Below are 12,441 nucleotides of genomic sequence, written 5' to 3' on the forward strand. Positions count from 1 at the left end.
TAAGTATGTTAGAAGAGAGAATCGCAGAATTGGTGAAAAACAGGTATCAGAAACGTGTAGAAGAAGCGTCTGACAAAGAATTGTATGAGGTGCTGCTTTGCTACACCAAGGAAGAACTTTCCAGACTTCCACGGATCGAAGGAGAGAAAAAGCTGTATTATATTTCGGCAGAGTTTTTGATTGGAAAGCTCTTATCAAATAATTTGATTAATCTGGGGATTTATGAGGAAGCAGAAGCGTTTTTAAAATCCTGCGGGCGTTCTCTTTGCGCGATTGAGGAAGCAGAACCGGAACCGTCGCTTGGAAATGGAGGACTTGGAAGACTGGCGGCTTGTTTTCTAGATTCCATCGCAACATTGGGGCTTTGCGGAGATGGAATCGGACTCAATTATCACATGGGTCTTTTTAAGCAGGTGTTTGAAGACCATAAGCAGCAAGAGTATCCGAATCCGTGGATGGAAGAAGAAAGCTGGCTGTTAGATACAGGCGTTTCCTTCCAGGTGCCGTTTCGAGACTTCACTCTGACTTCTAGAATGTACGATTTGGATGTATCCGGCTATAACAATGGAAGAAACCGCCTGCACCTCTTTGATGTGGAGAGCGTGGACGAAAGTATCATCGAAGACGGAATTACTTTTGATAAGACGCAGGTGGCAAAGAATCTGACCTTATTCCTCTATCCTGACGACAGTGATAAGGCGGGAAATCTCCTTCGGATTTATCAACAGTATTTTATGGTAAGCAGCGCAGCACAGTTGATCTTAAAGGAATGTAAAGACCGGGGAGTAAGCCTTAGAAAGCTGCATGAGCATGTGGCAATCCAGATCAATGACACCCATCCATCCATGGTGATTCCGGAATTGATTCGACTTTTGGTTCAGGAACAGATTGATTTTAATGAGGCGGTAGAAATTGTGCAGAAGACCTGCGCTTATACGAACCATACGATTTTGGCAGAAGCATTAGAAAAATGGCCTCTTTCCTATCTGGAACAGGTGGCGCCGCAGATTGTACCAATTATCAAAGAGCTGGATCTTCGCATGAAAGGAAGATATCAGGATCCGAAGGTGGCAATTATTGATGATCAAAATCGGGTTCATATGGCACATATGGATATTCATTACGGTTACAGTGTCAATGGGGTGGCAGCTCTTCATACAGACATTCTGAAACATTCGGAATTAAAGCCATTCTATGATATTTATCCGGAGAAATTCAATAACAAGACCAACGGAATTACATTCCGCAGATGGCTTCTGCACTGTAATCGGGAATTGACGGCATGGATTGAGAAACGAATTGGAAGCGGTTTTAAAGAGAACGCAGAAGAACTGGAAGGATTGATGGCGTTCGCGGGGGATGAAGCGGCGCTTCAAAGTCTGTTGGAGGTGAAACAACAAAAGAAGCAGGAATTGGCAGATTACCTTGAAAAGACACAAGACCTGATCCTGGATCCGAAGTCCATTTACGACATCCAGATTAAACGTCTCCACGAGTACAAACGCCAGCAGATGAATGCACTGTACGTCATTTATAAATACCTAAAGATCAAAGGAGGCGAGAAACCAAAGACTCCGATCACCATGATTTTTGGCGCGAAGGCAGCTCCGGCATATTTGATCGCCAAAGATATTATCCATTTGATCCTGTGTCTGCAGGAATTGATCTCTAATGATCCGGAGGTGTCTCCATATCTGAAAGTCGTAATGGTGGAAAATTATAATGTGACGATGGCAGAGCATCTGATTCCGGCCTGCGATATATCTGAGCAGATTTCCCTGGCGTCCAAGGAGGCGTCCGGCACCGGAAACATGAAGTTTATGCTGAATGGAGCAGTTACCCTGGGAACAGAGGACGGAGCAAATGTAGAAATCCACGAACTGGTAGGCGATGATAACATCTATATTTTCGGCGCTTCCAGTGAACGAGTAATGGCGCATTATGAAAACCACGATTACCGCGCGGCAGATTACTATATTGAAGACGAAGAGATACGGACTCTTTTGAATTTTATCATCAGTCCGGAAATGATGAAGATCGGAGATTCTTATCATCTGCTTCGGATTCACGCAGAGCTGATTCAGAAAGACTGGTTTATGACACTTTTAGATGTAAAAGAATATATTCAGGTGAAAGAGAAGGCTTACGAAGACTATGAAGAGCGCTTGCGTTGGAGTAAAAAGATGCTGGTGAACATTGCGAAAGCAGGATATTTCTCTTCGGACAGAACGATAGCACAGTACAATCAGGATATCTGGAAACTTCGATAAAAAATTATCAAGATTGTACAAAATTGCATACATGGCATAAAATGATAACTATTATCATAATTAAGCTTGCAAATATCAATATCTAATGGTATACTGACCACGTAAACACAAGATAGAGTGAAAGTGAAAGGGGAAAGATCATGGCACAGTTTGAACAGTGGAATGGTTTTAAAGGAAAAGACTGGAAGAATTCTGTAGATGTCAGAAGCTTTATTCAGGACAACTACACCGTATATGAAGGCGATGAGGCGTTTTTGGCAGAGCCTACAGAGGCAACTCATAAATTATGGGGCAAGCTTCAGGAATTACAGAAAGAAGAAAGAGCTAAAGGCGGCGTCCTTGACATGGAGACAGAAGTTGTTTCCGGACTGACTGCATATGGCCCAGGATATATTAGCGAAGAGCTGAAAGACATGGAGAAAGTAGTCGGACTTCAGACCGATAAGCCATTAAAGAGAGCATTTATGCCATATGGTGGTATTAACATGGCAGAGCAGGCTTGTACTACTTACGGATATCAGCCAAGTGAAAAATTGCATGAAATTTTTACAAAATATCATAAGACACACAACCAGGGAGTGTTCGACATCTACACACCAGAGATGAAGAAAGCCCGCCACAATAAGATTATTACAGGACTTCCGGATACTTACGGAAGAGGACGTATTGTCGGCGATTACCGTCGTGTGGCTCTGTACGGAATTGACTTCCTGATTGAGAAGAAACAGTATGACTTTGAGCGTTATGCAAGACACGGCATGAAGGGAACAGACTTCCGTCTTCGTGAAGAGATTGCAGATCAGATCAGAGCATTAAAAGAGATGAAGGAAATGGCAGCTGTTTACGGATTCGATATTTCCGAGCCGGCTAAGGATGCCCGCGAAGCAGTACAGTGGCTGTACTTCGGATATCTGGCAGCGATCAAGACACAGAATGGTGCAGCTATGAGTGTGGGACGTATCTCTACATTCCTTGATGTTTATATCGAAAGAGATCTTGAGAACGGAACACTTACAGAGGCTGAGGCACAGGAATTAATCGACCATTTGGTAATGAAGTTCCGTATGGTGAAGTTCGCACGAGTTCCTTCTTACAATGAACTGTTCTCCGGAGACCCGGTATGGGCAACACTGGAAGTGGCAGGTCTTGGACAGGATGGACGTTCTATGGTAACAAAGAACGACTACCGTTTCTTGCATACATTGGAGAACATGGGACCATCACCGGAACCAAACCTTACAGTACTGTATTCTTCCAGACTGCCGGAGAACTTTAAGAAGTACGCAGCATACATTTCCGTACAGACCAGTTCTATTCAGTACGAAAATGATGATGTTATGCGTCCGGTATGGGGAGATGACTATTCTATCTGCTGCTGCGTATCTGCAACACAGACAGGAAAAGAGATCCAGTTCTTCGGAGCACGTGCAAACCTTGCAAAATGTCTGTTGTACGCAATCAACGGCGGTGTGGATGAGAAGAGCAAAGCGCAGGTAGGACCTGCTTACAGACCAATTACTTCTGAATATCTTGATTTTGATGAAGTAATGGAACGTTACGATGATATGATGGAATGGCTGTCTAAGCTTTATGTAGATACCCTGAACATGATTCATTATATGCATGACAAATATTACTATGAAGCTGCTGAGATGGCGCTTATTGATACCGATGTAAGACGTACCTTTGCAACAGGTATTGCAGGATTCTCTCATGTAATTGACTCCTTAAGCGCAATCAAGTATGCAAAAGTAAAACCAATCCGTGATGAAAACGGACTGGCAGTTGACTTCGAGATCGAGGGAGACTTCCCAAGATACGGAAACGACGATGATCGTGCAGACGACATTGCAATCTGGCTGTTAAAGACATTTATGCACAAGTTAAACAAGTGCCACACATACAGAAATTCCGAGCCAACTACTTCTATTCTTACGATTACATCCAACGTTGTATATGGTAAGGCAACAGGATCTCTGCCGGATGGAAGAAAAGCAGGCGAACCGCTGGCACCAGGTGCAAACCCATCTTACGGAGCAGAGAAGAATGGACTGTTAGCTTCCTTAAACTCTGTAGCGAAGCTTCCATACGAACTGGCTCTTGATGGAATCTCTAATACACAGACCATCAGCCCAGACACCATCGGACACGATGATGAAGAGCGTAAGAATAACCTGGTACAGGTAATGGATGGATACTTTGATCAGGGGGCTCACCACCTGAACGTAAACGTATTCGGAACAGATAAGCTGATCGATGCAATGGAGCATCCGGAAAAACCGGAATATGCAAACTTTACGATCCGTGTATCCGGATACGCAGTGAAGTTTATCGACTTAACACGTGAGCAGCAGCTTGACGTAATCGCAAGAACCTGCCACGACAGAATGTAATTATAGATTTTTCATACACCTGGAAAGGAGCTGCTATGGTACAGGGATACGTACATTCCCTGGAAAGTTTCGGCTCAGTAGATGGACCGGGCGTCCGGTATGTGATTTTCCTGGCAGGATGCGCAATGCGCTGTCAGTTCTGTCACAATCCGGACACCTGGAATATGCAGACAGGAACCCCGTATACAGCGGATGAGCTTCTTGAAAAAGCAATGCGGTACCGCTCTTACTGGGGAGAGAACGGTGGAATTACCGTCAGCGGCGGAGAGCCGCTTCTGCAGATTGATTTCCTGATTGAGTTGTTTCGCAAGGCAAAAGAACAGGGAATCCATACGACGCTGGATACCAGCGGGAATCCATTTACAAGGGAAGAACCTTTCTTTGGAAAATTTCAGGAATTAATGCAGTATACCGATCTGTTCCTTTTGGATATCAAGCAGATTGATGACGAGCAGCACAAGATTCTGACGGGCTGCACTAACCAGAACATTCTGGATTTGGCCGGATATCTGTCGGATGAGAAGAAGCCGGTATGGATTCGTCATGTGCTGGTTCCACAGAGAAGCGATAATGATGAATATCTGGACAGACTTCGGGCGTTTTTAGATACACTTCAGAACGTAGAGCGGGTAGAAGTACTTCCGTATCATACATTGGGCGTGTATAAGTGGAAAGAATTAGGACTTTCCTATCCGTTGGAAGGGATTGACCCACCGACGAAAGAACGGATTGAAAATGCGAAAGAAAAATTAAGGACACGGACGGTTTAGTTCCGTGTCCTTAATTTTTTATCAATTCTATGTGCAATTCGAAAAGAATTTTAGGAGATTCACAAATTAACTTATTAAAGTATTGAAATATTCGGGAAAATACGCTATGATTAATGCTATAGATTTTTGTCAGGAAGGAAGATGAGTATGAATCTTAAAATAGGAATTATCCGAGGGGATGGAATCGGTCCTGAAGTTGTGACAGAAGCGGTAAAAGTCCTGGATAAAGCTGCAGAAATATACGGTCATACCTGTGATTATACAGAACTTTTAATGGGTGGTGCATCCATTGATGTACATGGAGTGCCGCTGACGGATGAGACAATTGCACAGGCAAAGGAATGCGATGCGGTGCTGATGGGTTCCATCGGCGGAGACGCCAAGACATCCCCGTGGTATCAGTTGGAGCCGTCTAAGCGGCCGGAAGCAGGACTTCTTAAGATTCGCAAAGAGCTGAATCTGTTTGCAAATTTAAGACCGGCGATCCTTTACGATGAATTAAAGGGAGCCTGTCCGTTGAAAGAGGAGATTACAGAAGGCGGATTTGATCTGCTGATTATGCGGGAGCTGACCGGAGGACTCTACTTTGGTGAGCGAAAGACCGTGGAAGAAGACGGTGTGATGACAGCGTATGATTCGCTGACCTATAATGAAAATGAGATCAGACGGATTGCAAAGCGTGCGTTTGATGTGGCGATGAAGAGAAGAAAACAAGTGATCAGTGTTGATAAGGCAAATGTGCTGGATTCTTCGAGGCTTTGGCGAAAAGTGGTAGAAGAAGTGGCAAAAGACTATCCGGAAGTGACACTGACGCATATGTTAGTAGATAACTGTGCGATGCAGCTTGTAAAGGATCCAAAGCAATTCGATGTCGTACTTACGGAGAATATGTTCGGAGACATCTTATCCGATGAGGCGAGCATGGTAACAGGATCCATAGGAATGCTGGCAAGCGCCAGCTTAAATGAGACAAAGTTTGGTCTTTATGAACCTAGCGGAGGCTCGGCACCGGATATTGCAGGAAAGGGCATTGCAAACCCGATTGCAACCATTCTTTCTGCGGCTATGATGCTTCGATACAGCTTCGATCTGGATCAGGAGGCGGATGCAATTGAATGGGCAGTGGAGCAGGTGTTAAAAGAAGGTTACCGCACCATTGATATTATGTCAGAAGGAAAGACGCAGATCGGAACGAAAGAAATGGGAGATCGGATTGCAGATCTGATTCGATAGATACAAGGAGGAAGAAAGATGCGAAGTGATACAGTAACAAAGGGAAAACAGCAGGCACCACATCGATCTTTGATGAACGCACTGGGGATGACCAAGGAAGAGATGGAGCGTCCGTTGGTTGGAATCGTAAGTTCTTATAACGAGATTGTTCCAGGGCATATGAACTTGGATAAAATAGTAAATGCGGTAAAACAGGGAGTCGCGATGGCAGGAGGAACTCCGATCGTATTTCCGGCAATTGCCGTGTGCGATGGAATCGCTATGGGACATATCGGCATGAAGTATTCACTGGTTACCAGAGATTTGATCGCTGATTCTACAGAAGCGATGGCGCTGGCACATCAGTTTGATGCTTTGGTTATGGTTCCTAATTGTGACAAGAATGTGCCGGGTCTTTTGATGGCGGCGGCTAGAATCAACATTCCTACTATCTTCGTCAGCGGTGGACCGATGCTTGCAGGCCGTGTGGGAGGAGCGAAAAGAAGCTTATCCAGTATTTTTGAAGCTGTGGGTGCCAATGCAGCAGGAACCTTATCCGATGAAGGACTTTTGGAATTTGAAAATAAAGTCTGCCCGACCTGTGGCTCCTGTTCCGGCATGTATACAGCAAACAGTATGAACTGCCTGACAGAGGTTCTGGGAATGGGACTTCGTGGAAATGGAACGATTCCGGCCGTTTATTCAGAGCGTATCCGCCTTGCAAAACATGCGGGTATGAAGGTAATGGAGCTGTGGGAGAAGAATATCTGTCCGCGGGATATTATGACAGAAAAAGCAGTTTTAAATGCTTTGACCGTTGATATGGCATTGGGATGCTCTACAAACAGTATGCTGCATCTTCCGGCTATTGCGCACGAGATCGGAATGGATTTTGAGATTGATTTTGCAAATGGAATCAGCGAGCGTACACCGAATCTTTGCCATCTTGCACCGGCAGGACCGACACATATGGAAGATTTAAACGAGGCTGGCGGCGTCTATGCGGTAATGAATGAGTTAAATAAACTTGGACTTCTGCATACAGATTGTATGACGGTGACTGGAAAAACAGTGGGCGAAAACATCAAAGATGCAGTCAACCTGAATCCGGAAGTGATCAGACCTGTGGAAAATCCATACTCTAAGACAGGAGGACTTGCCGTATTAAAAGGAAATCTGGCACCGGATGGAAGCGTGGTAAAACGTTCCGCAGTCGTTCCGGAAATGCAGGTTCACGAAGGACCGGCACGAGTCTTTGATTGTGAAGAAGATGCAATTGAAGCAATCAAGGGTGGCAAAATTGTAGCAGGAGACGTGGTGGTTATCCGATACGAAGGGCCAAAAGGAGGTCCTGGAATGCGTGAAATGCTGAATCCGACCTCGGCGATTGCAGGAATGGGACTGGGATCCAGTGTGGCGTTGATTACAGACGGACGTTTCAGCGGAGCCTCCAGAGGAGCTTCTATCGGTCATGTATCGCCGGAAGCAGCGGTTGGCGGTCCGATTGCATTAGTAGAAGAAGGAGACATTATCCGGATTAATATCCCGGAATACCGTTTGGAACTGGATGTGTCCGAGGAAGAATTAGCGAGAAGAAAAGAACAGTGGAAGCCGAGAAGTCCAAAGGTAAAAACGGGATATCTTGCACGATATGCAGCTTTGGTAACCTCAGGAAACAGAGGGGCAATTCTTGAAGTACCAGGAACGGGGAAATAAATAGATACATACGATGAGAAAGGAGAGAGAGGGATGCAGTTGACAGGAGCAGAGATTGTAATTGAATGCCTGAAAGAACAGGGCGTTGATACGGTATTTGGTTATCCGGGCGGAGCGATATTGAATGTGTACGATGAGTTGTATAAGCACAGTGATGAGATTACACATATTCTGACATCCCATGAACAGGGAGCAGCCCATGCGGCTGATGGATATGCAAGGGCTACCGGAAAGGTTGGCGTATGTTTTGCTACCAGCGGACCGGGAGCTACGAACCTGGTAACAGGAATTGCCACTGCGTGTATGGATTCCATTCCGATTGTGGCGATTACCTGTAATGTGGGAGTATCACTGCTTGGAAGAGACAGTTTTCAGGAAATAGATATTGCTGGTATTACAATGCCGATCACCAAGCATAATTTTATCGTAAAGGATGTAAAAGATCTGGCAGATACCATCAGAAAGGCATTCGTAATTGCGAGAAAAGGAAGACCGGGACCGGTGCTGATCGATATTCCGAAAGACGTAACCGCCAATAAAACGGAGTATCAGAAAGTACAGATCCAGGAATGGGAACCATCTTTAGAGATCTGTGAGTCAGATATTGACGCAGCTTTGAAGATGATTGCAGAAGCGAAACGTCCATATATTTTCGTGGGCGGCGGCGCAGTGCTTTCAGGCGCCAGCAGTGAGCTTTATGAATTTGTAAAGAAGGTGGATGCGCCGGTTACAGATTCCCTTATGGGAAAAGGTGCATTCCCTGGAACCGATCCACTTTACACAGGAATGCTGGGAATGCATGGAACCAAGACTTCCAACTATGGAGTCAGTGAATGTGATCTTCTGGTGGTAGTTGGCGCAAGATTCAGCGACCGTGTTACAGGAAATGCGAAGAAATTTGCGAAGAATGCAAAGATTCTTCAGATTGATATCGATGCGGCGGAGATGAATAAAAATGTGCTGATTACAGAAGGCGTAGTCGGCGATATAAGAGTGGTACTTCGTGCATTGAATGAACGCCTGGAACAGCAGGATCACCATGAGTGGATTGAAAAGATCATGGAGTATAAAAATCGTTATCCACTGACTTATCACCCAGAGATTCTGACAGGACCTTATATTGTGGAAGAGATTTATCGTCAGACCAAGGGAGATGCCCTGATTGTGACGGAAGTAGGACAGCATCAGATGTGGGCGGCACAATATTATCAGTATACGAAGCCGAGAACATTCTTAACGTCCGGAGGCCTTGGAACTATGGGATACGGTCTTGGAGCTTCTTTGGGGGCAAAGGTTGGATGTCCGCAGAAGACGGTAATTAATATTGCAGGAGACGGATGCTTCCGTATGAATATGAACGAAATTGCAACAGCAGTTCGTCATCAGATTCCGATCATTCAGGTAGTGGTGAACAATCATGTGCTCGGAATGGTGCGCCAGTGGCAGAACCTCTTCTATGAGAAGCGGTATTCGGCAACGGTACTCAATGATGCAGTGGACTTTGTAAAACTTGCAGAAGCCATGGGAGCGGTAGGAATCCGTGTAACAACGAAAGAAGAGTTTGCAGAGCGGTTTGCAGAGGCATTAACCCTTGGAAAGCCTGTTGTACTGGACTGCCAGATTGACTGTGACGATAAAGTGTGGCCGATGGTGGCTCCGGGAGCAGCGATTAGTGAAGCCTTTGACGAAGGCGATATGCAAAAATAGCAGACTAGAATATAGAACATAAAAAAATGGAGGAATGACAATGAACAGAGTGTATAATTTTTCAGCGGGTCCGGCAGTATTGCCGGAAGAGGTATTAAGAGAAGCGGCAGCAGAGATGCTTGATTATGAAGGAACCGGAATGTCCGTTATGGAAATGAGTCACCGATCATCGGCATTCCAGAAGATTATAGATACAGCCGAGCAGGATCTTCGAGATCTGATGGCAATTCCGGACAATTACAAGGTGTTGTTTCTGCAGGGCGGAGCTTCTCAGCAGTTTGCGGCTATTCCAATGAATCTGATGAAAAATAAAGTGGCAGATTATATTGTGACCGGACAATGGGCGAAGAAGGCAAGCCAGGAGGCAATGAAATACGGTAAGGTGAATATTGTGGCATCTTCTGCAGATCAGACGTTTTCCTATATTCCGGATTGTTCGGATCTTCCGATTTCCGAGGATGCAGACTATGTCTATATCTGTGAAAATAATACAATTTATGGAACCAAATTCCATGAACTTCCGAATACCAAAGGCAAGACATTGGTAGCAGATGTTTCATCCTGTTTTTTGTCTGAGCCTGCGGATGTGACAAAGTACGGACTGATTTATGGCGGCGTACAGAAGAATATTGGTCCAGCTGGTGTTGTGATCGTGATTATCAGGGAAGATCTGATTACGGATGATGTACTTGACGGAACACCGACCATGCTGAAGTATAAAACCCACGCAGATGCGGGATCGCTTTATAATACGCCTCCTGCATACGGAATTTATATCTGCGGCAAGGTATTTCAGTGGCTGAAAAAGCAGGGCGGTCTTGCAGCAATGAAAGAACACAATGAGAAGAAGGCGAAGATCCTTTATGATTATCTGGATCAGAGCCGTCTCTTCAAGGGAACGGTAGAGAAGAAAGATCGTTCTTTGATGAATGTTCCATTTGTAACGGGAGATGCTGATTTGGATGCGAAATTTGTCAAGGAGGCAAAGGCAGCAGGACTTGAGAATCTGAAAGGTCACAGAAGTGTGGGTGGAATGCGCGCAAGCATCTACAATGCAATGCCAATAGAAGGGGTAGAAGCATTGGTAGCATTTATGAAGAAGTTTGAAGAGGAGAATGAATTACATGTATAGATATCACTGTTTAAATCCGATCTCAGACATCGGAATGAATGAATTGACGGAAGAATATGTAGCGGCTGGAAAGCCGGAGGAAGCGGATGCCATCTTGGTTCGGAGTGCATCCATGCATGAGATGGAATTTTCAAAAGAATTAAAAGCGATTGCAAGAGCAGGAGCGGGAGTCAATAATATTCCGTTAGAACGCTGCGCCGAAGAAGGAATCGTAGTGTTCAATACGCCAGGCGCCAATGCCAACGGTGTGAAAGAACTGGTAATCGCCGGACTTCTTTTGGCATCCCGTGATATTATCGGCGGAATTAACTGGGTACAGGAAAACGAAGAGGATGGAAATATTGCAAAGGATGCAGAGAAGGCAAAGAAAGCTTTTGCCGGTTGTGAGATTGAAGGAAAGAAGCTTGGGGTAATTGGACTTGGCGCCATCGGTGTGCTGGTAGCGAATGCAGCAGCCAACCTGGGAATGGATGTATATGGATACGATCCCTATGTCTCTGTAGATTCTGCATGGAGATTGTCCCGCAGTATTCATCATGCGAAGACGGTAGATGAACTTTATCAGGAATGTGATTACATTACCATCCATGTTCCGGCTCTTGAAAGCACTAAGGGAATGATCGATTGTGATGCTTTAGGGTTGATGAAGAAGGGTGTTGTGGTACTTAACTTTGCACGGGATGTACTGGTAGATGAAGAGGCAATGATTGATGCGATGGTATCCGGACAGGTGAAGCACTATGTGACGGATTTCCCGACACCGGTGATTGCAGGAGTAAAGGGCACCATTGTAATTCCTCATTTGGGAGCGTCCACGGCAGAGTCAGAGGATAATTGTGCGAAGATGGCGGCAAAGGAGCTTCGGAATTATCTGGAGAATGGAAATATTAAGAATTCCGTTAATTATCCAGACTCCGATATGGGACTTCGAGGAGATCATACCAGAATTTTGCTTCTTCATCACAATATTCCAAATATGCTGGGGCAGTTTACCAAAATTCTTGCGAAAGATAATATCAATATCGCAGATCTTTCCAATAAGAGCAAAGGCGGTTATGCATATACAATGATCGATATTGATACGCCAATGCCGGACAGCGTAGTGGATGAGTTGAAGGCTGTAGGAGACGTGCTGAGGGTGCGTGTGTTAAGATAAAAAAACGTTAAAAAATACACAAAAAACAGGGGTAAAAACTCCTGTTTTTTTGTTAAAAAAATATCTTTACAGAACAAGAAATAAG

At 44.9% G+C, this 12,441-nt stretch carries 8 protein-coding genes; all 8 read left to right on the forward strand.

The annotated features are described in order from the left end of the window. Nucleotides 1–5 precede the first annotated feature (5 nt). The 8 genes from C0979_RS00750 (at nucleotide 6) to C0979_RS00785 (ending at nucleotide 12,356) form a co-directional block, all read left to right on the forward strand. Nucleotides 6–2,270, forward strand: coding sequence for a glycogen/starch/alpha-glucan phosphorylase (locus C0979_RS00750; protein ID WP_101694167.1), 2,265 nt, complete (start codon nucleotides 6–8; stop codon nucleotides 2,268–2,270). A gap of 140 nt (nucleotides 2,271–2,410) precedes the next feature. After that, a complete protein-coding gene (gene pflB, locus C0979_RS00755; RefSeq protein WP_101694168.1) occupies nucleotides 2,411–4,663 on the forward strand; it encodes a formate C-acetyltransferase in 2,253 nt (750 codons plus the stop codon). A 35-nt stretch (nucleotides 4,664–4,698) separates the two neighbouring features. Then, the gene (gene pflA / locus C0979_RS00760) at nucleotides 4,699–5,433 is read left to right on the forward strand and encodes a pyruvate formate-lyase-activating protein (RefSeq protein WP_101694169.1); all 735 of its coding nucleotides are present in this window, start codon (nucleotides 4,699–4,701) and stop codon (nucleotides 5,431–5,433) included. 147 nt (nucleotides 5,434–5,580) lie between these two features. Next, entirely contained in the window at nucleotides 5,581–6,666 is a 1,086-nt protein-coding gene (leuB, locus tag C0979_RS00765; protein ID WP_200816234.1) for a 3-isopropylmalate dehydrogenase, read from the forward strand. 18 nt (nucleotides 6,667–6,684) lie between these two features. Continuing rightward, nucleotides 6,685–8,361 carry a dihydroxy-acid dehydratase gene (gene ilvD / locus C0979_RS00770; RefSeq protein ID WP_101694171.1) on the forward strand — a complete coding sequence of 559 codons (1,677 nt, stop codon included), beginning with the start codon at nucleotides 6,685–6,687 and terminating at the stop codon, nucleotides 8,359–8,361. A 33-nt stretch (nucleotides 8,362–8,394) separates the two neighbouring features. Further along, a complete protein-coding gene (gene ilvB / locus C0979_RS00775; RefSeq protein ID WP_101694172.1) occupies nucleotides 8,395–10,068 on the forward strand; it encodes a biosynthetic-type acetolactate synthase large subunit in 1,674 nt (557 codons plus the stop codon). A 40-nt stretch (nucleotides 10,069–10,108) separates the two neighbouring features. Further along, complete coding sequence (gene serC / locus C0979_RS00780) at nucleotides 10,109–11,200, forward strand: 3-phosphoserine/phosphohydroxythreonine transaminase (RefSeq protein ID WP_101694173.1); 1,092 nt, start codon at nucleotides 10,109–10,111, stop codon at nucleotides 11,198–11,200. Further along, nucleotides 11,193–12,356, forward strand: coding sequence for a phosphoglycerate dehydrogenase (locus tag C0979_RS00785; protein ID WP_101694174.1), 1,164 nt, complete (start codon nucleotides 11,193–11,195; stop codon nucleotides 12,354–12,356). The genes serC and C0979_RS00785 overlap by 8 nt, the downstream gene beginning before the upstream one ends. Nucleotides 12,357–12,441: the final 85 nt, after the last annotated feature.

Origin of the sequence: Dorea phocaeensis (assembly GCF_900240315.1) — a bacterium.
GTDB classification, from domain to species: domain Bacteria; phylum Bacillota; class Clostridia; order Lachnospirales; family Lachnospiraceae; genus Dorea_B; species Dorea_B phocaeensis.